Annotated in this window: 21 protein-coding genes; 10 read left to right on the forward strand and 11 right to left on the reverse strand. The window is 60.1% G+C overall.

Annotated features, from left to right (window positions below):
* Positions 1–81: 81 nt before the first annotated feature.
* On the reverse strand, positions 82–2,127 hold the full coding sequence (locus tag HWE17_RS26630; RefSeq protein ID WP_176390860.1) for an NADPH-dependent 2,4-dienoyl-CoA reductase: 2,046 nt from the start codon (positions 2,125–2,127) through the stop codon (positions 82–84).
* A 160-nt stretch (positions 2,128–2,287) separates the two neighbouring features.
* Here HWE17_RS26630 and HWE17_RS26635 point away from each other — a divergent pair, with 160 nt between their 5' ends.
* A complete protein-coding gene (locus HWE17_RS26635) occupies positions 2,288–2,869 on the forward strand; it encodes an SRPBCC family protein (RefSeq protein ID WP_255206402.1) in 582 nt (193 codons plus the stop codon).
* Here HWE17_RS26635 and HWE17_RS26640 read toward each other — a convergent pair whose 3' ends face one another.
* From HWE17_RS26640 to HWE17_RS26655, 4 genes are all read right to left on the reverse strand, one after another.
* The gene (locus tag HWE17_RS26640; RefSeq protein ID WP_176390861.1) at positions 2,870–3,325 is read right to left on the reverse strand and encodes a hypothetical protein; all 456 of its coding nucleotides are present in this window, start codon (positions 3,323–3,325) and stop codon (positions 2,870–2,872) included.
* Between the two features lie 42 nt (positions 3,326–3,367).
* A complete protein-coding gene (locus HWE17_RS26645) occupies positions 3,368–3,808 on the reverse strand; it encodes a DUF2721 domain-containing protein (RefSeq protein WP_035823621.1) in 441 nt (146 codons plus the stop codon).
* 112 nt (positions 3,809–3,920) lie between these two features.
* The gene (gene pip, locus HWE17_RS26650) at positions 3,921–4,877 is read right to left on the reverse strand and encodes a prolyl aminopeptidase (protein ID WP_176390862.1); all 957 of its coding nucleotides are present in this window, start codon (positions 4,875–4,877) and stop codon (positions 3,921–3,923) included.
* A 78-nt stretch (positions 4,878–4,955) separates the two neighbouring features.
* On the reverse strand, positions 4,956–5,438 hold the full coding sequence (locus tag HWE17_RS26655) for an Lrp/AsnC family transcriptional regulator (protein ID WP_034752896.1): 483 nt from the start codon (positions 5,436–5,438) through the stop codon (positions 4,956–4,958).
* A gap of 152 nt (positions 5,439–5,590) precedes the next feature.
* Between HWE17_RS26655 and HWE17_RS26660 the strand changes: the two genes are divergently transcribed.
* Positions 5,591–6,211, forward strand: a complete 621-nt coding sequence (locus tag HWE17_RS26660; protein WP_035828500.1) for a LysE family translocator — start codon at positions 5,591–5,593, stop codon at positions 6,209–6,211.
* On the opposite strand, the gene HWE17_RS26665 is transcribed toward HWE17_RS26660, so the two are convergent.
* From HWE17_RS26665 to HWE17_RS26685, 5 genes are all read right to left on the reverse strand, one after another.
* The gene (locus HWE17_RS26665; protein ID WP_176390863.1) at positions 6,148–7,584 is read right to left on the reverse strand and encodes a hypothetical protein; all 1,437 of its coding nucleotides are present in this window, start codon (positions 7,582–7,584) and stop codon (positions 6,148–6,150) included. The two genes, HWE17_RS26660 and HWE17_RS26665, sit on opposite strands and share 64 nt — an antisense overlap.
* A 118-nt stretch (positions 7,585–7,702) precedes the next feature.
* Positions 7,703–8,443: an acetoacetyl-CoA reductase gene (gene phbB / locus HWE17_RS26670; RefSeq protein ID WP_035823615.1), complete on the reverse strand. Its 741-nt coding sequence runs from the start codon at positions 8,441–8,443 to the stop codon at positions 7,703–7,705.
* A gap of 211 nt (positions 8,444–8,654) precedes the next feature.
* Positions 8,655–9,833, reverse strand: a complete 1,179-nt coding sequence (locus tag HWE17_RS26675; protein WP_099401162.1) for an acetyl-CoA C-acetyltransferase — start codon at positions 9,831–9,833, stop codon at positions 8,655–8,657.
* A gap of 214 nt (positions 9,834–10,047) precedes the next feature.
* Positions 10,048–10,533: a phasin family protein gene (locus HWE17_RS26680; protein WP_035823613.1), complete on the reverse strand. Its 486-nt coding sequence runs from the start codon at positions 10,531–10,533 to the stop codon at positions 10,048–10,050.
* A gap of 129 nt (positions 10,534–10,662) precedes the next feature.
* Complete coding sequence (locus tag HWE17_RS26685) at positions 10,663–11,571, reverse strand: LysR family transcriptional regulator (protein WP_035823611.1); 909 nt, start codon at positions 11,569–11,571, stop codon at positions 10,663–10,665.
* A gap of 118 nt (positions 11,572–11,689) precedes the next feature.
* Between HWE17_RS26685 and HWE17_RS26690 the strand changes: the two genes are divergently transcribed.
* The 6 genes from HWE17_RS26690 (at position 11,690) to ptuB (ending at position 17,916) form a co-directional block, all read left to right on the forward strand.
* A complete protein-coding gene (locus tag HWE17_RS26690; protein ID WP_176390864.1) occupies positions 11,690–13,561 on the forward strand; it encodes a 5-methyltetrahydropteroyltriglutamate--homocysteine S-methyltransferase in 1,872 nt (623 codons plus the stop codon).
* A 228-nt stretch (positions 13,562–13,789) separates the two neighbouring features.
* Positions 13,790–14,539, forward strand: coding sequence for a septum site-determining protein MinC (gene minC / locus HWE17_RS26695; protein WP_035828495.1), 750 nt, complete (start codon positions 13,790–13,792; stop codon positions 14,537–14,539).
* 37 nt (positions 14,540–14,576) lie between these two features.
* Positions 14,577–15,392, forward strand: coding sequence for a septum site-determining protein MinD (gene minD / locus HWE17_RS26700; RefSeq protein ID WP_034752889.1), 816 nt, complete (start codon positions 14,577–14,579; stop codon positions 15,390–15,392).
* A gap of 1 nt (position 15,393) precedes the next feature.
* Complete coding sequence (minE, locus tag HWE17_RS26705) at positions 15,394–15,645, forward strand: cell division topological specificity factor MinE (protein WP_034752886.1); 252 nt, start codon at positions 15,394–15,396, stop codon at positions 15,643–15,645.
* A 128-nt stretch (positions 15,646–15,773) separates the two neighbouring features.
* Positions 15,774–17,291 carry an AAA family ATPase gene (locus HWE17_RS26710; protein WP_176390865.1) on the forward strand — a complete coding sequence of 506 codons (1,518 nt, stop codon included), beginning with the start codon at positions 15,774–15,776 and terminating at the stop codon, positions 17,289–17,291.
* Positions 17,284–17,916: a retron Ec78 anti-phage system effector HNH endonuclease PtuB gene (gene ptuB / locus HWE17_RS26715; RefSeq protein WP_176390866.1), complete on the forward strand. Its 633-nt coding sequence runs from the start codon at positions 17,284–17,286 to the stop codon at positions 17,914–17,916. Before HWE17_RS26710 ends, ptuB begins: the two co-directional genes overlap by 8 nt.
* Before the next feature lie 5 nt (positions 17,917–17,921).
* Here ptuB and HWE17_RS26720 read toward each other — a convergent pair whose 3' ends face one another.
* Positions 17,922–18,431: a hypothetical protein gene (locus HWE17_RS26720; protein WP_176390867.1), complete on the reverse strand. Its 510-nt coding sequence runs from the start codon at positions 18,429–18,431 to the stop codon at positions 17,922–17,924.
* A gap of 168 nt (positions 18,432–18,599) precedes the next feature.
* Between HWE17_RS26720 and HWE17_RS26725 the strand changes: the two genes are divergently transcribed.
* Together HWE17_RS26725 and hemA are read left to right on the forward strand one after the other, a co-directional pair.
* Positions 18,600–19,289, forward strand: coding sequence for a response regulator transcription factor (locus HWE17_RS26725; RefSeq protein WP_035823604.1), 690 nt, complete (start codon positions 18,600–18,602; stop codon positions 19,287–19,289).
* An 81-nt stretch (positions 19,290–19,370) separates the two neighbouring features.
* On the forward strand, positions 19,371–20,188 hold an 818-nt coding region (gene hemA, locus HWE17_RS26730; protein WP_176390868.1), incomplete at its 3' end, for a glutamyl-tRNA reductase.

The following is a 20,188-nucleotide window of genomic DNA, read 5'->3' on the forward strand; positions in this document are numbered from 1 at the left end:
AGGGTGCTTTGTGGCCTAACCTCTGACCCATGCAAATGCCGGGGTCGGACCCTGAGGGTCCGACCCCAGTTTTTCTCCGGGTTATAAACTCGCCGCCAGCTCCGCCCCTTCCCGTATCGCCCGCTTGGCATCGAGTTCCGCCGCCAGCGCGGCGCCGCCGATCTTGTGGAAGCGCGGGCCGCCTGCAGCCAGCGGTTTGCCGTCCTTGTCCGTTTCCGGCATGAGTTCCGTCAGGCTGTCCTGGCCCGCGCAGATGATCACGTTGTCCACCGCCAGCAGGCGCTGCTCGCCGCCCACGGTGATATGCAAGCCCTGCTCGTCGATCTTGTCGTAACTCACGCCGGCCAGCATGGCCACGCCGTTTCTCGCCAGCGCCGCCCGGTGCACCCAGCCCGAGGTCTTGCCCAGCCCAGCGCCCACTTTCGAGGTCTTGCGCTGCAAGAGGAAGATTTGCCGCACGGGATGGGGGGCTGCGGGCGGCACCAGGCCGCCACCGGTGGCCGCATTCAAGTCCACGCCCCACTCGCCCGCCCACGTGGCCACGGGTTGCGGCAGCGGATGCGCCGGGTCGTGCAGCAGATACTCGCCCACATCGAAGCCGATGCCGCCCGCGCCGATGATGGCCACGCGCGCGCCCACGGGCTTCTTGGCTTGCAGCACATCCAGATACGACAGCACCTTCGGATGGTCGATGCCGGGAATGGCCGGCAGGCGCACCTTGATGCCGGTGGCGACGATGACGTCGTCATAGCCGCCGGCCAGCAATTGCTCGCGCGTGACGCGCTGGCCCAGGCGCAGCTTGACGTCCAGCAGCGCCAGCCGGCGCGCAAAATAGCGGATGGTTTCCGTAAATTCTTCCTTGCCGGGAATTTGCATGGCCACCTTGAACTGACCGCCGACGCTGTCGCTGCTGTCGAACAGGGTCACCGCGTGCCCGCATTCGGCCGCCACGCAGGCGGCGGACAGGCCGGCCGGGCCAGCGCCGACGACGGCCACCCCGCGCGGCACGGCCTTTTTCGCGTAAACAAGTTCCGTCTCATGGCAGGCGCGCGGGTTGACCAGGCAGCTGGCGCGCTTGTTGGCGAACGTGTGGTCGAGACAAGCCTGGTTGCAGCCGATGCAGGTGTTGATCTCGTCCGCGCGGCCCGAGGCGGCCTTGGCGACAAAATCGGGGTCGGCCAGGAAAGGGCGCGCCATCGACACGAGGTCGCAGTCGCCCCGCTCGAGGATGGCATTGGCTTCGTGCGGCATGTTGATGCGGTTCGACGCCACCACGGGTATCGTCACTTCGCGGCGCAAGCGGCCCGCCACGGAAGCGAAGGCGGCGCGCGGCACCGAGGTGACGATGGTGGGCACCCTTGCTTCATGCCAGCCAAAGCCCGTATTCAAAATCGTCACGCCGGCCTGCTCCAGGGCCTTGGCCACCGTTACCACGTCCTCCCAGGTGTTGCCGCCCTCGACCAGGTCGAGCAGGGAATGACGGTACATGATGATGAAGTTGGGGCCGACGGCGGCGCGGATGCGGCTCACGATCTCCACGGGCAGGCGCATGCGGTTTTCGATCGTGCCGCCCCAACGGTCCTGGCGCAGATTCGTGCGCGCGCACAGGAACTGGTTCAACAAATATCCTTCGCTGCCCATCACTTCGATGCCGTCATAGCCCGCCTTTTGCGCCAGGCGCGCGCAGCGCACGTAGTCGCAGATGGTGCGTTCGATGCCCCGTTCGCTCAAGGGGCGGGGACGGAACGGCGAAATCGGCGACTTTTTGGCCGATGCCGACACGACGAACGGCTGGTAGCCATAGCGGCCCGCATGCAGGATCTGCATGACGATCTTGCCGCCCTCTTCGTGCACGGCGCGCGTCACCTTGCGGTGGTTCGGCACGTCGCCGAGGAAATTGAGGGTGCCGCCGAACGGCAGCAGCCAGCCCTGGCGGTTCGGCGAGATGCCGCCCGTGACGATCAGCCCCACGCCGCCGCGTGCCCGTTCGCGGTAAAAGGCGGCCAGCTTGCCATAATGATAAAAGCGGTCTTCCAGGCCCGTATGCATGGACCCCATGATGACTCTGTTGCGCAAAGAGGTAAAACCCAGGTCGAGCGGGGCCAGCAGGTGGGGATAGGCAGTCATGGTGATCGGTCCGGTAGAGGTGGTATGCAGGCCGTACGGTAGCAAGCATTGCCGTTCGCCGCAGTGTATTTCTCTAGACCGGGAGTTCTAAATCGCCCGGCGCGCGGGCCGGCGATGGGTACAGCTTGTGCAGGGCGCAAGTTTCCCGTAGGCTAGGTGCATGACGCGACTCTTCCTTTGCCTGCTGATGTTGTGCGCCGTCCCCGCGACCGCGCTGGCACAGGCGACACGCCTGGACAAGCTGAAGGTCGACGTCAAGCGCATCGAGGTCGACGGGCAGCGCATGTATGAAGTCGATGCCAGCGGCAGCGTGCAGGCGCCGCCGGCGTCCGTGTGGAAGACCCTGACCACCTACGAGCGCATGAATGAGTTCGTGCCCGACCTCAGCTCCTGCCGCGTGCTGTCGCGCAACGGCAATGAAGTCATCATCGAGCAGCAGGGCATGGCGCGCTTCCTGTTCATGAACCACCCCATCCACCTGGTGGTGCGGGCCACGGAAACGCCGTTCACGGCCATCGATATCGCCCTCGTTTCAGGCGACATGCGGCACTACGAATCGCGCTGGAATCTGTATCCGATCCCCGAAACGGGCGGCACGCGCATCGTCTTTTCCAGCCGGCTGATGCCGGGCTTCTATGTGCCCGGCATGCTGGGCACGACCATGATACGCGGCGATATCGAGCGCATGATGGCGGCCGTGCTCACTCGCATCGACAGCCAGCACGCCGATAAATCCGGATAACTACGCCAGATACGTGTCGCGGTCGCGGATTTCCGCGAAGTTTTCCAGGCTGCCCAATTTTACCGTCACAGGGTTCAGGCTCGCTTGCGGCTGCATCGAGCGCCAGGCGAACAGCCATTCCTGCTCGGCTGCTTCGGCGCGCGTCTTGGTGAAAGCGGCGCCCAGGGCGGCGCGCTGGCCATACTCAACGACGCCATCGATACCGGCCCAGCTGGGCAAGGTGCGCTGCACGGCGCGGTGCAGGCATTCGCCGAATTCTTCCGTATTGTGGATGATCAGACAGGCGTCGGCCGGGGCGAACAGGTCGAACAGTTGCTTGTCCCACACTTGCGAAAAGCTCAGGGTCAAACAATTGCCCGCAGGCGTCAGGCGGAACTGGCCCAGGCTCAGGGCCTGCTCGAGTTCGCTGCGCTGGCCGTAGCGGTGCAGGGTGGGGGGACGTTTGTAATCGTGCATGCTGGACTCGTTCTTCAATAGTAGGGTAAACCGGCGCGCCGCTTACCGTGGCGGGCGGATATGGCGCCGGATGCGCTGGGCCGTCGCGGCCAGATAAATTTCGCGCAGTAAATAAATAAAACAGCCGATCAGGCAAATCACGGCCAGCACAAAGAAGGCCGCGATGTATTTGTCCAGGGTCAGGTTCAGAATATCGCCCAAAAACAGCATGGCGATGATGACGCAGACGAAGAAACCACACGCCGTGCTCAGCGAAATCGAATAATTGATCAGATGGGTACGCTGATACAAGGTATCTAGCTCATCCATATAGAAATCGTTGTAGCCGATGTCGAGCCGGTCTTCCAGCACGCGCGTGCGGTCGATGATGCGGCCCAGGCGGTTGGTCAGCACCACCAGCATGGTGCCGATACCGGTCAACAGGAAAACCGGCGCAATCGCCAGCTGGATGATATGGCCGATGTCGCCGATCTGTATGTTCATGGATAAAAAGTCGTGGGTTCACACCGGCGCCCGACCCTGGCGCCAGCACAGGCCATAGTGTAGCAGGTGGCGCACGCCGGCTGGCCGCTTTGCCAACCGGCGTGGTCTGGCGTCATGCGAAGCCGCGCCCCGGCACGAAGCGCTCGGTGGCGCGCACCAGCGCCGAAGCGATGCCGTGTTCGAGCGCGCCATGGCCCGCGTCCGGGATCATTTCCAGCTGCGCGCCAGGCCAGGCTTGCTGCAAACGGTAGGCCGACAGCGGCGGGCAGATGGCGTCGTAGCGGCCCTGCACGATGACGGCCGGCAAATGCGCGATGCGCCCCATGTTGCGGATCAGCTGGTCTTCCTCGAAAAAACCGAGATTGGCCATGTAATGCGATTCGAGCCGGCCCACGCCCAGGTCCAGCGCATCGTTCGGCGCATCTTCCGGTTGTGGCATCAGATACACGCGGCGCCCCTCGAAGCGGCTCCAGGCGCGCGCCGCAGGCCAGTACACGGCCGGATCGCTGCTGAGGATGCGTTGCACGTAGGCTGCCAGCAAGTCGCCCCGCTCCCCTGCCGGAATGGGCGCGGCAAATTCTTCGTACAGTTCCGGATAAAACCAGCGCACGCCTTCGATGAACCAGTCGATTTCCGCCTGCGTGCACAGGAAAATGCCGCGCAATACGAAACCGAGGCACGCTGCCGGATGCGCCTGGCCATACGCCAGCGCCAGGGTCGAGCCCCAAGAGCCGCCAAACACCAGCCATTGGGCGATGCCGAACTGGGCACGCAAGCGTTCGATGTCCTCGATCAGCAACTGCGTCGTGTTGTTGCGCCATTCGCCCAGCGGCGTGGACTTGCCGGCGCCGCGCTGGTCGAACAGGATCACGCGGTAGCGCTGCGGGTCAAAAAAGCGGCGGTGCTGCGGCGACAGGCCCGCGCCGGGGCCGCCATGCAGGAACAGCACGGGAATGCCGTCGGGGTTGCCGCACTCTTCCCAATAAATGGTGTGGATGTCATCGACCGCCAGCATGCCGTGCCGGTTCGGCGACAGGGCGGGAAACAGGGGTGACAGGGTATCTGGCATGGCGGTCCTTGGAGTGGCGGTCAGGGCGCCAGGCGCGAGTCCTGGCAACTATTCCAATTATAGTGCGCCCCCGGCGCCTCAGGCCAGCAGCAAAGGCAGGCGGTTCGACGACTTGATTTCGCGCATCGACAGGCTGGACTGGATCTCCGCCACGCCAGGCAGGCGGCGCAGCACGGTCGAGACGAATTCGCCATACGCTTCCAGGTCGCGCGCCACCACTTGCAGGAAATAATCGGCTTCGCCGGCCACATTGTGGCACGACAAAATCTCGGGAATCGTCGCGATCGCTTGCTCGAACTGCGACGGCTGTTCGCCGCCATGGTTGGCAAACACGACCCGCACGAAGGCCACCAGGCCGATGCCCAGCTTCTTGCGGTTGAGCAAAGCCTGATAGCCGGTAATGAAACCTTCCTCTTCCAGGCGGCGCAAGCGGCGCCAGACGGGGGTTTCGCTCAGTTTCAAGCGCTCGGCCAGGCGTGCATTCGACAGCCGTCCTTCATCCTGCAACAGCCTGAGTATCTGCAAATCGGTGGCGTCGAGGCTAACTTCTGAAATTTTCATCTAATTTTTGTTTTTATACGAGTGGAATCTACCCGAATACTAGGGCATGCAGGGCAGGAAAAGCAAGCACATTTCATCGCAGCAAGAACATAATGGAAACCGGCGAGCAGGCTGCACCGTGCGCATGCTCCCGCTTTCTTTTCGACTGGCCCATGTCCGATTCTACCTTCCTGATGTACCTGCTGGCACTGGCTGGCGCCTTTTTATTACCGGGCCCCGATATGGCGCTGGTACTGGCGACGGGCGCCGCGCGCGGCGTGGCCACGGCGCTGGTGACGGCCGTGGGCATTGCCGGCGCGCGCGCCGTGCATGTGGCGCTGTCGGGCGCGGGCCTGGCGGCGTTGATGGTGACGCATCCGCAAGCCTTGCAGTGGGTCAAATGGGCGGGCGCCGCCTACCTGCTGTACCTGGCGCTGCGTTTGCTGCAGTCGGCCCTGTCGAGCAAAACGGCGCAGGAAGCAGCCGCTCCCGCCACGGCGCATGGCGCCCGCGCCAGCCTGGTGCGCGGCTTCCTGACGAATCTGCTCAATCCGAAGGCACTGCTGTTTTGCAGCATGTTCCTGCCGCAATTCGTCGTCGGCAGCGAGCAGGTCGGCATGCAATATCTGCGCCTGGGCGCCGTGCTGGTGCTGATGGGCCTGCTGTTCGATGCCCTGTATGCGGTCCTGGCCGCGCGCCTGGCGCGCCGCCTGCGCGGCAAACCCTCGCCTTACGGCAAGTTCGTGCTGCCCACCGTCTTCGTCTTGCTGGCCGGGCGGCTGGTGCTGGGCTGACCTTCAGGCGGAAGCGTCGCCCCGTCGGCAAAGAAGGCGGGATAATCGTTCAGCAGGCTGCGCTCCAAATCGTTGACCTTGCGAAATTGCCGCAGCGACGGCGCCATGGCCCGCCCCGCATCCCAGCTGCGCCAGGCATTCGGCGCATCGAACTGCGCCAGCAAGGCGTCGCCCAGGTCCTGGTACGCGGCCGCCATGTGCGGCCTGGCCTGCAGCACTTGCAGATACAAGGCGGTCGCCTCCGGCCATTGCCCCAGCTTGGCACGCAAATTTCCCTCGAACAAGGCCAGGACGGGCTGCTCCAGCCCCGTTTGCTTCCTCAATTCCTGCACGGTGGCCAGCGCGTCCGCGACGCCCTCCTGGTTCTTGGCCAGCAATCCCCGCGTCAGATCGTGGATGGGCTGGCATTCCTGCATGGCCCGTATCTGCTGGGGCGACAGCTTGTCGACCAGTTCACCCGTGGAAAAATGGTCTTCCAGCATGGTCAAGAAAGCCTCGAAGGGCTTTTCCGCGGCAAAGAGCTTTTCCGCTTCGCTGCGCAGCGCGAGATGTGCCTGGGGGCCCAGCGGCGGCAGCGACGCCGCCTGCGCCAGCACGCTTTCGAGCGGCGGCGCATTGGCCGCCAGCGCGCGGGGCCGGTAGCCGGCCAGGGAATACGTGGCGGGCGCCCCCACCGTCATGGCGCTGATGCGGAAATGGCGCGCGACCTTGCCGCCCACTTCCTCATAGTGCAAGGTGAGGTCGGCGGGAATGCGCTTGCCATCGGCCAGCAGCTTCAGCACCAGCGGATGGCCGCCCCAGGTGTAGCGCAAGTACTGGGCAAACGCCGTCGCATCGTCATTACTGACGGGGCTGCCAGCAATGCCCAGGCGCAGCAGGGGGTGTCCGTCGAGCGACCACAGCACTGCGCCGTCGAGCACTTGCGGCGCCAGCGCGTTGCGCCGCCTGGCCGCCGGCACGGACAACGCCTGCTCTTCATACACGGGCGGCGTGACGTGGGCTTGCAAGCCGCCAGCCTGGAGCGCGCCGGCCATGCCCTGGCGATGCGCGATCTCGATGCGGCGAAAACCCGCCACGTCGAACAGTGAATACGTGTCGTAGGTGGACGCCGCCATATCGATGACGTGGCGGCGGCGCGTGGCAAAGTCGAGCACGGTCAAGCTCTTGCCATCACGCACGCTGAGGTAATGTTCGCCCAGCACGACATCGCTCTCCTGCGTATCGCGCGCGGGCAAGCTGGTTTTCACGCCGGGCTGGTTGACACGCTCGGTCGTCACCGTGACGTGGAAGGCGACGCTGGCCTGGGCCGCGCTGACGCCCAGGAATAGAATGGCGGCCACGCTGGCGCGGCGCAAGGCGGGAACAAGGGTCATGGAGATGATGCAGTGGAGAAATACTGATTTTAAGGCAAATCCGGCCATCCCCTTGTTTTGCTGCCCAGCATAAAAAAAGACAGCGGCAGCTGTCTTTTTCGTTTTACCTCAACAACGATTACGACATGTGCTGGCCGCCGTTGATGGAAATGTTGGCGCCCGTGACGAACGCCGCTTCATCGGAAGCCAGGTAAGCGACCAGGCCGGCCACTTCTTCCGGCTTGCCCAGGCGCGCCATCGGAATTTGCGGGATGATTTTGCTGTCGAGCACTTCCTGCGGAATCGCCATGACCATCTTGGTGCCGATGTAGCCTGGCGAGATGGTGTTGACGGTGACGTTCTTGCGCGCCACTTCCAGCGCCAGCGACTTGGTGAAACCATGCATACCGGCTTTTGCGGCCGAATAGTTGGTCTGGCCGAAGGCGCCCTTCTGGCCATTCACGGACGAGATATTGATGATACGGCCCCAGCCGCGTTCCACCATGCCGTCGCAGACGGGCTTGGTCATGTTGAAGACGGAATCGAGGTTGGTGCCCATCACGGCATCCCAGTTCGGCTTGTCCATCTTCTTGAACGTCATGTCGCGCGTGATGCCGGCGTTATTCACCAGCACGTCCACAGGACCGATTTCCGCTTCCACGGCCGCCACGCAGGCAGCCGCCGAATCGTAATCGGCCACGTCGCATGGGTAGGCCTTGAAGTCATAGCCCATGTCCTTCGTCGTCGCCAGCCATTCCGCGACCTTCGGATTGCCTGGGGAATATGTGGTCACCACGCGATAGCCGAGCGCCGCCAGCTTGAAACACACCGCTTCGCCCAGACCGCCCATGCCACCAGTTACCAATGCAACTCTTGCCATTTTCATCCCCTCAGTGTCGTTCTGTTGCTAAAAAGTTAATTATTTAAATAAAGCAGCATAAAACCGCCGCATGACGGCGGCGTACCGCATCGCACCCAAGCGTAGCGAGCGGCGATGATTTGTGGCTAAGAAGCGCAACCGTGCTCTAGCACGGTGAGCATCGCAGGCCGCAAAGCGCGCCGCGCAGTAGCTTGGGTGCGGTGCAAGCTACTTAATCGCGCTCGATCGCGAGCGCCACGCCCATGCCGCCACCGATGCACAGTGCTGCCAGGCCTTTCTTGGCGTCGCGGCGTATCATTTCGTGGATCAGGGTGACCAGGATGCGTGCGCCGGACGCGCCGATCGGATGGCCGATGGCGATCGCGCCGCCGTTCACGTTGATCTTGCTGGTATCCCAGCCCATTTCCTTGTTGACGGCAATCGCTTGCGCGGCAAACGCTTCGTTGATTTCCATCAGGTCCAGCTCTTCATGCGTCCAGCCGGCTTTTTTCAGGCACAGACGCGATGCGGAGACGGGGCCCATGCCCATGACGGCCGGGTCCAGGCCCGACGAAGCGTAGGCCTTGATGCGCGCCAGCGGCTTCAAGCCCAGTTCTTTCGCTTGCGAGGCGGACATCATGATGACGGCGGCGGCGCCGTCGTTCAGGCCCGACGCATTGCCGGCCGTGACAGTACCGTCCTTGGCGAACGCGGGGCGCAGGCCGGACAGCGATTCCAGGGTCGAACCAGGCTTGATGTATTCATCGCTGTCGAAGACGACCGTGCCTTTTTTGTTGGCGATTTCCAGCGGCAGGATTTCATCCTTGAACTTGCCCGCTTTTTGCGCCGCTTCCGCCTTCAGTTGCGACTGCAGCGCGAACTCATCCTGCTCGGCGCGCGTCACTTCGTATTTCTTGGCGACGTTTTCCGCCGTGATGCCCATGTGGTACTGGTTGTACACGTCCCACAGGCCGTCGACGATCATGGTGTCGATCATCTTGAAGTCGCCCATGCGGAAACCGTCGCGCGAGCCGTTCATCGCGTGCGGCGAGGCGCTCATGTTTTCCTGGCCGCCGGCGATGATGATGTTGGCGTCGCCGCACTTGATTGCTTGCGCCGCCAGGTGCGTGGCCTTCAGGCCGCTGCCGCATACCTTGTTGATGGTAAATGCCGGGATGGCGCTGGGCAGGCCAGCCTTGATGACGGCCTGGCGCGCGGCGTTCTGGCCGACGGCGGCCGTCAGTACCTGGCCCAGGATCGCTTCGCCGATCAGGTTCGGGTCGATGCCGGTTTGTGCCAGCAAGCCCTTGATTACATGCGCGCCCAGTTCGGACGCAGGAATCTTGGCCAGACTGCCACCGAATTTGCCGACTGCGGTACGGCCGGCGGCCACGATTACGACATCATCCATTTATTTCTCCGATATGCAGGCCACGAGGGCCAAGGTCAAGGTGCTAATAGAATCCAATGAGAATCCGGGGAAGACACAGCAAGCTGCGTTTCATTCTAGCGCGGCATGCGCCGCAGTTCCAGCGCCGCACCGCAGGCGGCGGCGATGACAACCTGCTTGCGGTACTGGCGGGCGGACTGGCGCGGCGGATAGCCGCTGCCGGGCCGCAAAACGCTTACGCCTGGCGAGCAGGACGCGTGTTTTTATTTTTATCATACCCTTCATCGGCGCCGCCGAAAGTGGTTTTTAGAAAATTATTGAAGGGAATAATCAAGGGCACGGGCGTTTGCTTTACCACCTGCAACAGCTCGCCAAATTTTTGACGCGATGCAGCAAACTCACCCTTTGTCACAGTCTCGAATTTCTCCTGGGTTTCTTGAGCAACATCCTTTGCCTGGCGGCCATATGCACCGATGCGCTCGATGGCCAGTTGCGACTGCGTGCGCGACAGTTGCAGCAGCGCTTGCGTATCCTTCACGGACAGCAGCTGATTGCCCGCTACCGTAGCGGCGGCCAGCGCCGAGCGGGCCGTATCGAGCTGCAATTCCAGCACGCTGGCACCGCTGTCGACGACGGCCTGGGCATACGCTTGCGCGCTGATCAATTGTGCTTCCACCACGGCCTTGCCGGCCAGTGCCCATTGTTCGGAAAATGAAAACATGTCGTTTCTCCCCAAAGAGTAGGCGACGCCATGTTGCGCCGCACAGTGCTCAACTGTAAGCGGTGGTTCATTGCTGAACCTTGATATTTATCAAGCTTTCCTGTTGGTTTGTTTCCAACTCAACGTTGATCAAGACAACAACTTGATACCGTCGAGCGAGGCCGCGCACTGCTCGCGTATCACGCTGACGAAATCGCGCACGTACGCCTTGTCCTGCAGATGGTCCGGCACGGAGACATACAAATCGCTCCACAGGCCGTGCTCGCCCACCGGACGCGCCACCACATAATCGTAATCGACGTAATTCTTGATGGCCCAGTTCGGCAAGGCGGCGATGCCGCGCCGGCTCGCCACCAGCTGCAGCACGGCGACCGTCAATTCGGCCGTGCGGCGTTCAAACTGGATGCCGGCCGGCCGCAGCACTTCGCGGATCAGGTCGATGCGCTCTTCCGGCACGGGATAGGTAATCAGGGTCTCGCCCGTAAAGTCGGCCGCCACCAGCCGGCGCTGCGCCTGCAACCGGTGTTTCTGCGCCATCACCACCAGCATTTCAAAGCGGAACAGGGGAAACACGGTGAAATCGGGGCCGTACGGCGAGCCGATCACGAGATCCGCCTCGCCCGAGCGCAGCAAGTCCGCCGGTTCGCTGTGAAAGCCGGAGACAAGATCGATTTCCACTTCCGGCCAGCGCTGGCGGAACGCATCCATCACGGGCATGAGCCAGTCGAAACAGGTATGGCATTCGAGCGCCACGCGCAGCTGCCCCTTGTCGCCCTGCGACAGGCGCGCCACGTCGCGCTCGGCCAGCTCGATCTCGGGCAGCAGCTTGTCGGCCAGCTCCAGCAACCGGCTGCCCGTGGCCGTAAAGGCGATCGGCATCGACTTGCGCTCGAACAGGGGCGCCTTGTAGCGCTCTTCGAGTAAACGGATCTGGTGCGACAGGGCCGACTGGGTCAGGTTGAGCAGCTGCGCGGCGCGCACCAGGCTGCCGGACGAACGCAGGGCGCTCAAGGTGCGCAGGTGACGGATTTCTAGCATCGGGAAAATGAGTGATCTACGTGAATTATTTTCATGTTATTCGGCAAAATGTTTCGTTTTGATTATAGACCAAGTTGCCGCACACTCTAGCGCATTCACATTAAATCTCGATGACATCATGACCATTCGTACCCACACCCTGGGCTTTCCCCGTATCGGCGCAACGCGTGAGCTGACATTGGCGCTGGAAAGCCATTGGCGCGGCGAGGTGTCGGAGGCGGCGCTGGAAGTGACGGGCCAGCAACTGCGCGCGCGCCACTGGGCGCTGCAGCGCGATGCCGGTCTCGATTACGTCACCGTGGGCGACTTCGCCTTGTATGACCAGGTCGCCAACCATATCCAGCTGCTGGGCTGCGAACCGGCCCGTTTCAACTTTGCGCCAGAGCAATCGCCGCTGGCGCGCTATTTCACGATGGCGCGTGGTGAAGCAACGCATGCGGAGCACGCGGACTGCGGCCCTGCGCACGCCGCAGGCACTGCCGCGCTGGAAATGAGCAAGTGGTTTGACACCAATTACCATTATCTGGTGCCCGAATTGTCGCCGCAAACTCAATTTTCGCTGGCCTGCGAGCGCTTGCTGGCGGAAGTGGCCGAGGCGCAGGCGCTCGGTCACCAGGTCAAGGCGGCCCTGATCGGCCCCCTCACCTTTTTGTGGCTGGGCAAGGAAAAGACGCCAGGCTTCGATCATCTGGCTCTGCTGGAACAATTGCTGCCCGTCTACGGCGCCCTGCTCGACCGCCTGAAGCAGCAAGGCGTGGCCTGGGTGCAGATCGACGAGCCGATCCTGGGCCTGGACTTGCCCAGCGCGTGGCGCAGCGCCTTCGAGAGCACGTACTGGCAGCTGAACCAGGTGGGTGTGAATATCCTGCTGGCCACGTATTTCTCGCCGCTGGAAGAAAACCTCAGCCTGACCTGCCGCCTGCCCGTCGCCGGCCTGCATGTGGACGGCATCCGCGCGCCGCATGAACTGATCAGCGTGACAGACTGGCTGCCAGCGCATAAAGTCTTGTCGATAGGCATCGTCGATGGCCGCAACATCTGGCGCACCGACCTTGACGCGGCCCTGGCCGTGCTGCAGCCGCTGGCGGCCAAGCGCAATGGCCAGCTGTGGCTGGCGCCGTCATGCTCCTTGCTGCACGTGCCGTTCAGCCTGGAAGCGGAAACGGAGCTCGACGGTGAAATCCGGACCTGGCTGGCGTTCGCCACGGAAAAACTGGCGGAAATCGCCGTCCTCAAGGACGCGCTTGAAGGCCACCCCGATGACAGCGCACTGGCCGCATTGGCCACTTCCCGTCAGGCCATTGCCAGCCGCCGCGCCAGCCATAAGCGGGGCGAACTTGGATCCGCCGAGTATGAAGCACCGATGCGCGCCGAAATCACCCACGCCGTGGGACGCCAGGAAGCGCTGGGCCTCGACGTGCTCGTGCATGGAGAGGCGGAACGCAACGACATGGTCGACTACTTTAGCGAGCAACTCGACGGTTTTATCTTCACGCGCCACGGCTGGGTGCAATCGTACGGCTCGCGCTGTGTGAAACCGCCCGTCATCTACGGCGACGTGCAGCGCCCGGCCGCCATGACGGTGGCCTGGACGGTGCACGCGCAAAGCCTGACCAATAAACCGGTGAAAGGCATGCTGACGGGCCCGGTGACGATCTTGCAATGCTCGTTCGTGCGCGACGACCAGCCGCGCGCCACGACGGCGCTGCAACTGGCCCTGGCCATCCGCGATGAAGTGGCGGACCTGGAAACGGCCGGCATCGGCATCATCCAGATCGACGAACCGGCCATGCGCGAAGGCTTGCCGCTGCGCCGCAGCCAGTGGGACGCCTGGCTGGACTGGGCCACGCGCGCCTACCGCATCGCCGTCATTCCGCCAGCCCAGTTACGGGTCAACCCGGACTGCGGCCTGAAGACGCGGGGCTGGGCGGAAACGGAAGCGGCTTTAAAGAATATGCTCGCGGCGGCGCGGCAGATGCGCGCAGCTTGATCTCGGACCACGCCCTCAGGGCGCATTCTCGGCTGCTTCCAGGGCGGCGCAGCGGTTTTCCGGGGCGCCGTCCGTTTTTTTTGACCTGAAGTAGGTGTTGCCCTGCGGAATAGCACGCGCCAGGCCCCTGATGCTGATTTTTTTGCAGTAGAATGCAAGAAATTTACTGCTCCCATTGTTGCCGTACGGAACATCTGGCCTGCCGCAGTTTCACTTTGATAAATGTTTATGTCCAAAAGCCCGTCGCAGAAGCCTATCGAAATCAAGATTTCCACCGTCGTTGCTGTCTCTGCCATTCTGCATAGCGCCGATACGCAGGCACTCGATGCCGCCTTGCGCGACATGACGGGAGGCGTGGCCGACTTTTTCGAGGACGACCTGGCCGTGCTGGACGTGGCGGCCTTGCCGCCCGGCAGCGTGCCCATCGATTGGGCCGCCCTCGTGGCCTTGCTGAAAAAATACCGATTGAATGCCGTGGCCGTGCGCAATGCGCCGGCCGACATGCATGACGCCATCCTGGCGCAAGGCTTGAGCCTTGACAGCGGCAAGACGCGCGACGATGCGCCGCCCAAGGATGGCCCCAAGGATACGCCCACGGCCGCCGCCCAGTCCGGCGCCGACGCCCAGGTGATGGTGATCGACACCCCCGTGCGGGCCGGCCAGCGCATTTATGCGCGCGGCTGCGACCTGATCATCACCGCCGTCGTCAACAATGGCGCCGAAATCATCGCCGACGGCAGCATCCACGTATATTCCTCGCTGTACGGCCGCGCGCTGGCCGGCGCCTCGGGCAATGCCCAGGCCCGCATCTTCGCGCTGGCCATGGAACCGGAACTGGTCTCGATCGCTGGCGTGTACCGCACGTTCGAGGATGGTTTCCCCGCAGAAATGGCGCGCGGACCCGCGCAAATTCGTTTGGCTGGCGACAGAATCGATATACACTCTGTCAATCCGGTCACTCCCGTGAACCGCTCTTAAGCTGCACAATTCAAGAGATATCTGAAAAGGATTATTTGTGGCAAGAATTATTGTTGTGACGTCCGGCAAGGGCGGTGTCGGCAAGACGACCTCTAGCGCCAGTTTTTCCACTGGCCTGGCCATGCGCGGCCACAAGACAGCCGTGCTCGACTTCGACGTGGGCCTGCGTAACCTCGACCTGATCATGGGTTGCGAGCGCCGCGTCGTCTACGACCTGATCAATGTGATCAATAAAGAGGCCACGCTGAACCAGGCCTTGATCAAGGACAAGCACTGCGACAACCTGTTCATCCTGCCCGCGTCGCAAACGCGCGACAAGGATGCCTTGTCGGAAGAAGGCGTGGAACGCGTGTTGAACGACCTGATCAACATGGGTTTCGAGTTCATCATCTGCGATTCGCCGGCCGGCATCGAGCATGGCGCGCTGATGGCGCTGACGTTCGCCGACGAAGCCATCATCGTCACCAACCCGGAAGTGTCGTCGGTGCGCGATTCGGACCGCATCCTCGGCATCCTGCAAGCCAAGTCGCGCCGCGCGCAGACGGGCGGCGAGCCGGTCAAGGAACATTTGCTGATCACCCGCTACTCGCCGAAACGCGTGGAATCGGATGAAATGCTGTCCTACCAGGACGTGCAGGAAATCCTGCGCATCCCGCTGGTGGGCATCATTCCGGAATCGGAGCAAGTGCTGGCCGCTTCGAACCAGGGCAATCCGGCCATCCATTTCACGGGCACGGACGTGGCGCAAGCCTATGAAGACGTGGTCTCGCGTTTCCTCGGCGAAGAAGTCGAGTTGCGCTTTACCAACTATGAAAAGCCTGGATTACTCCAGCGCATTTTTGGGGCGAAGTGATATGGCCTTGCTTTCTTTCCTCTTCCCCCCCAAGCCGAAGACGGCCACCGCGGCCAAGGAACGCCTGCAGATCATCATCGCCCGCGAACGCAGCGGACGCGATGGTCCGGACTTCCTGCCCGCCCTGCACAAGGAATTGATCGCCGTCATTTCCAAGTACACCAAGGTCAACGCCGACGACATCAAGATCTCGCTGGACCGCCAGGGCAACCTGGAGGTACTCGACGTCAACGTGGTGCTGCCGGACGCCTGAGTTACTGCTATATAATTTGTGGATATGCCTTCGCTATCCCACTTATTTATAAGTCAAAGGGTTAGCAATACGCTAGCCCTTTTTCAATATGTATTCGAAATTATGAATAGAGATAGAACGGATATCACGTGAAAATTGATCAACTAACGATCCACAATTTCCGTTGCTTTGATCGTACAGTTCTTAAACTTCATCCTAAAATTACTGTCATTGTCGCGCTTAATGGACAAGGGAAGTCGACATTATTAGATGCGATAAAGGTCGCATTGTGGCCTTTTGTTGCTGGATTTGATTTGGGAAGCACAACAAATGATGCTACTGGAATTCAGATAGATGATGTACTTTATGAAAAAACTGCACCCCATGAAATGGAGTGGCGCCTACCTTGCACAATAGCAGCACGAGGGAAAATTGTATTACCCTCGCTAATTTTTGAAGATACCCCATCCAAAGAAAAATATATTGAGAATAAATCAAAATATTTTAGTTGGGATGAAGTACGCTATCGAAGCAGCATTAAAAAAAATACAAAAACAAAATCCAATAGCGAAAGTGATTTTGTAAATTTAAATTTTTGCGCAAAAAATTTAGAAGAACGCATATTTTCTAACCGCAACTTTAAACCCGACGATTTGCCCGTATTAGGATATTATGGAACTGGACGCTTATGGAGCCAGAAAAAACTTACAGGAATATTTGACAAGCCTGACAATGAAACATTCTCTAGAACATTCGCTTACAGAGACTGTTTAGATCCGTCTTCAAGTTATAAGCATTTTTCTCAATGGTACACACGTGCATTTAAATCATTAAGAGATGCACAAATTAAAAATATAGAAAAAAATCAAAAAATAAACTCTAAATTAGACGATATTTTTCTTGCACCGATACTTAATGTTCAACGTGCAATTGATAAAATTCTAAAGACGCATACTGGTTGGCATCAATTAGAATATAGTGCGGAGCATGAGGATTTAGTATTAGAACATTCCGAACACGGCGAACTCAAAGTAAGCCAGCTTAGTGATGGTATTCGAAACATGCTTGCGCTTGTGGGCGATATTGCCTATCGTTGTTACAAACTCAATTCACATCATGGGAAAAATGCTGCTTTGCTTACTAAAGGCATAGTTATGATCGATGAAGTAGATATGCATTTACATCCAGAGTGGCAACAAACTGTATTACCAGACTTACAAAAGGCGTTTCCAAAAATTCAGTTTATTGTGACTACACATAGTCCCCAAGTATTAAGTAGCGTCGATGCAAAATGTATACGTCGGCTAGATTGGGAGCTAAAAGAAGAGAATGAATTAGATCAGCGAAAAATTAGAAAAAATGGCATTCGCAAAAGAATTTCCGTAAAAACAATCACAGAACAAACAATGGGTGTGGCCAGTTCAGATGTAATGGCCAGTGTGATGGAAGTAGATCCAATTCCAGATGTCGCGCCAGCACGCCAACTTAGTCACTACTATGCATTAATTCAACAGAATTTACATCTTACACCTAGTGGTAGAGCATTACGAAAAAAACTAGACTCCCATTTTGGTACCAGCCATCCAAAAATGCTCGATTGTGATCGACTGATACGTCTGCAAGCGTTCAAGAAAAAATTATCTTTACGCGAGATTAGCGATGCGTAAGTTGCATCGAAGACTGGCACCCGCCTGCCTGTCCTTCTATCGGCATGGTGAAAACAGCTGGAAAGACCTAACTGTCGACGATAAAAGAGAAATATGGCAAAAACTTGATGAGATGCAGCAGCAACGCTGCGCCTATTGCGAAGGCGCCATGCGCACTGATAAGAGGCATATTGAACATTTTCGCCAAAAAGGACGCGACCCGAAAGTAACCTTTCTCTGGCCTAATTTATTCGGATCATGTAACCGAGTCGACAACTGCGGAAAATATAAGGATGACCTTCCTCCGTATAACCCTGCCGATTTGATCAAACCTGACGAAGAAGATCCTGAATTTTTTTTATTATTCGTCAGCGACGGTAGTGTGGCAGTGAAGGAAGGATTGAATGCCGTAGATAAAAGGCGCGCCAATGAAACTATTCGTATTTTCAACCTCAATGGTGCCTTACGTGAGATACGACGCAGCGCCACTAAACCTTATGTCGACCAAGGTCTAGAAGTCATGCTAATGGTGACTTCAGGCGAATGGACTCGAGAGGAAGGCATCGCTTTCTTAAAAGAAGAACTGGCTGCAACAGCAGATCAGCCCTTCTCGACGGCAATTAAGCACACATTGATTCGAGCTTAAGGCCATTAAATATGATTTGGCCGTACAGCGAGCAACTCCTGCGCCACCGCGGCGCAGGCGTTCACGTGCTGGTTGCCGATCTGGCGGAACACGGCGTAGCCGATGGCTGCCGCCACCGCCTGGCCGGCGAACGGCACGAAGCGCGCCACCTGCTTGGTGGCAATCTTGACGCCACTGCGCTTGAGCAGGTGGAGGATCAGTTCGCGCGACACCAGCTTTCCCACCAGCATGCCACCCATCCCCACCGCCGCGCGGTAGGCCATCATCTTGAACTGCGGGTTCAGGCGCTCGATCTGCTCGGGCGTCAGGCCGAATTCGTGGTTGATATCGTTGATCAGCATGGAAAACAGGCCCACATCCGACATCAGGTCGATGCCGGGAATGGGAATGGCCGAGGCGCCCGCCGACATCATGGCGCGCCGCTGGACCAGGCGCCGGCAACGCTCGCGCACTTGCTCGATGTCCGCACGACTGGCCGGTATCAGGGTCCAATCGGTAGTGCTCGTGTCTGACATGGCCGTTTCTCCGCAGTATGAGGTAGATGAACAAGTGTAACGTAAAGGCCTGCGATGCCGATTTCACTGGACACAGTTGCAATCTCTGTTATATTTCACTTGAGCATTCCTTAACATTACGATAAGCAGAGCGGACCGTCTGTTTGTTGCTACACACTCCAGCCAATTATGCGAATTGCCGTACTCGATAGCGACCATAGCCAGGCAGAACTGATCTGCCAGGTGCTCACCGCCGCCGGCCACGCTTGCCACGAGTTTCAAAGTGGTAAGGAAATGCTGGGCCAATTGCGCAAGGACAGTTGCGACATGCTCATCCTCGACTGGCATGTGAGCGATCTGGACGGTGCTGAAGTCTTGCGCCGTGCCCGGGAAAAACTGGCGCCCAAGGCACCCGTGTTGTTTATGACCAACAGCTCGGGCGAAGACGACGTGGTGGCGGGCATGACGGCCGGCGCCGACGACTACATGATCAAGCCCCTGCGGCGCAGCGAGCTGACCTTGCGCACCCAGGCGCTGCTGCGCGTGGCGTATCCGGCCCAGAATGGCGCCGAGACCTTGCAATTCGGTCAATATACGTTTGAAACCCGCCCCGGCCGCCTGCTGCGCGATGGCGAAGTGCTGGATGTGACGCACAAGGAATTCGCCCTGGCGCTGCTGTTTTTCCGCAACCTGGGCCGTCCCCTGTCGCGCGCCTACATCCACGAAGCCGTGTGGCAGCGCGACACGGCGCTACCCTCGCGCACCATGGATACCCACGTCTCGCGCGTGCGCAACAAGTTGCAGTTGAAACCGGAACACGGCTACAGGCTCGTGCCCGTCTACAGCTACGGTTATCGCCTGGAAAAACTGGGCGGCTGAATGGCGGCAAACGGCTGACCTGCTCAAAGCGCGGGCACAAAGCGTTATAATGTCGGCATAAGTCACCCCAACAGCCCTGAAATGCAACTGCTCGCCGTCGGCCTCAACCATACCACCGCTCCAGTGTCGCTCCGCGAACAGCTGGCGTTTGCGCCTGAGCACTTGGGTTCGGCGGTGATGGCGGCGCGCACCTGGTTCCAGCGCATCGACTTGCGCGACAACGACGAAGCGGCCATCCTGTCGACCTGCAACCGCACCGAGCTGTATGCGGCCAGCCACGTGCCGAACCCGCTCGACGCGGGCGCGCATTTCCTGGCCGACTATCACAAGCTCAACTACAGCGAGCTGCGCCCCCACTTATATATGCTGCCGCAGCACGATGCGGTGCGCCACACCTTCCGCGTCGCCTCCGGGCTCGATTCGATGGTGCTGGGCGAAACGCAGATCCTGGGGCAGATCAAGGACGCCATCCGCACGGCCGACGAGGCGGGCGGCTTGGGCACGTATCTGCACCAGTTGTTCCAGCGCAGCTTTTCCGTCGCCAAGGAAGTGCGCAGCAGCACGGAAATCGGCGCCCACAGCGTGTCCATGGCGGCCGCCGCCGTACGCCTGTCGCAGCGCATCTTCGACAAGATCGCCGAGCAGAACGTGCTGTTCATCGGCGCCGGCGAAATGATCGAATTGTGCGCCACGCACTTCGCGGCGCAAAACCCGAAAAGCATCACCATTGCCAACCGCACCATGGAACGGGGCGAGGAACTGGCGCACCGTTTCAACGGCAAGGCCATCCGCCTGGCGGACTTGCCGGAGCAGCTGCACCAGTTCGACATCGTCATCTCGTGCACGGCGTCGTCCTTGCCGCTGCTGGGCCTGGGCCTGGTCGAGGGCGCCCAAAACGC

Origin of the sequence: Janthinobacterium sp. BJB401 (assembly GCF_013372745.1) — a bacterium.
Lineage (GTDB): Bacteria > Pseudomonadota > Gammaproteobacteria > Burkholderiales > Burkholderiaceae_D > Janthinobacterium > Janthinobacterium rivuli.

Bases quoted from the DNA above. Each gene is read 5' to 3' on its own strand.
- pip (WP_176390862.1), bottom strand. From the start codon at position 4,877: ATGCCAGATACCCTGTCACCCCTGTTTCCCGCCCTGTCGCCGAACCGG.
- HWE17_RS26640 (WP_176390861.1), bottom strand. From the start codon at position 3,325: ATGCACGATTACAAACGTCCCCCCACCCTGCACCGCTACGGCCAGCGC.
- ptuB (WP_176390866.1), top strand. From the start codon at position 17,284: ATGCGTAAGTTGCATCGAAGACTGGCACCCGCCTGCCTGTCCTTCTAT.
- HWE17_RS26685 (WP_035823611.1), bottom strand. From the start codon at position 11,571: ATGCTAGAAATCCGTCACCTGCGCACCTTGAGCGCCCTGCGTTCGTCC.
- minE (WP_034752886.1), top strand. From the start codon at position 15,394: ATGGCCTTGCTTTCTTTCCTCTTCCCCCCCAAGCCGAAGACGGCCACC.
- HWE17_RS26720 (WP_176390867.1), bottom strand. From the start codon at position 18,431: ATGTCAGACACGAGCACTACCGATTGGACCCTGATACCGGCCAGTCGT.
- HWE17_RS26635 (WP_255206402.1), top strand. From the start codon at position 2,288: ATGACGCGACTCTTCCTTTGCCTGCTGATGTTGTGCGCCGTCCCCGCG.
- HWE17_RS26690 (WP_176390864.1), top strand. From the start codon at position 11,690: ATGACCATTCGTACCCACACCCTGGGCTTTCCCCGTATCGGCGCAACG.
- HWE17_RS26660 (WP_035828500.1), top strand. From the start codon at position 5,591: ATGTCCGATTCTACCTTCCTGATGTACCTGCTGGCACTGGCTGGCGCC.
- HWE17_RS26680 (WP_035823613.1), bottom strand. From the start codon at position 10,533: ATGTTTTCATTTTCCGAACAATGGGCACTGGCCGGCAAGGCCGTGGTG.
- HWE17_RS26675 (WP_099401162.1), bottom strand. From the start codon at position 9,833: ATGGATGATGTCGTAATCGTGGCCGCCGGCCGTACCGCAGTCGGCAAA.
- phbB (WP_035823615.1), bottom strand. From the start codon at position 8,443: ATGGCAAGAGTTGCATTGGTAACTGGTGGCATGGGCGGTCTGGGCGAA.
- HWE17_RS26655 (WP_034752896.1), bottom strand. From the start codon at position 5,438: ATGAAAATTTCAGAAGTTAGCCTCGACGCCACCGATTTGCAGATACTC.
- HWE17_RS26665 (WP_176390863.1), bottom strand. From the start codon at position 7,584: ATGACCCTTGTTCCCGCCTTGCGCCGCGCCAGCGTGGCCGCCATTCTA.
- HWE17_RS26645 (WP_035823621.1), bottom strand. From the start codon at position 3,808: ATGAACATACAGATCGGCGACATCGGCCATATCATCCAGCTGGCGATT.
- HWE17_RS26725 (WP_035823604.1), top strand. From the start codon at position 18,600: ATGCGAATTGCCGTACTCGATAGCGACCATAGCCAGGCAGAACTGATC.
- HWE17_RS26630 (WP_176390860.1), bottom strand. From the start codon at position 2,127: ATGACTGCCTATCCCCACCTGCTGGCCCCGCTCGACCTGGGTTTTACC.
- minC (WP_035828495.1), top strand. From the start codon at position 13,790: ATGTCCAAAAGCCCGTCGCAGAAGCCTATCGAAATCAAGATTTCCACC.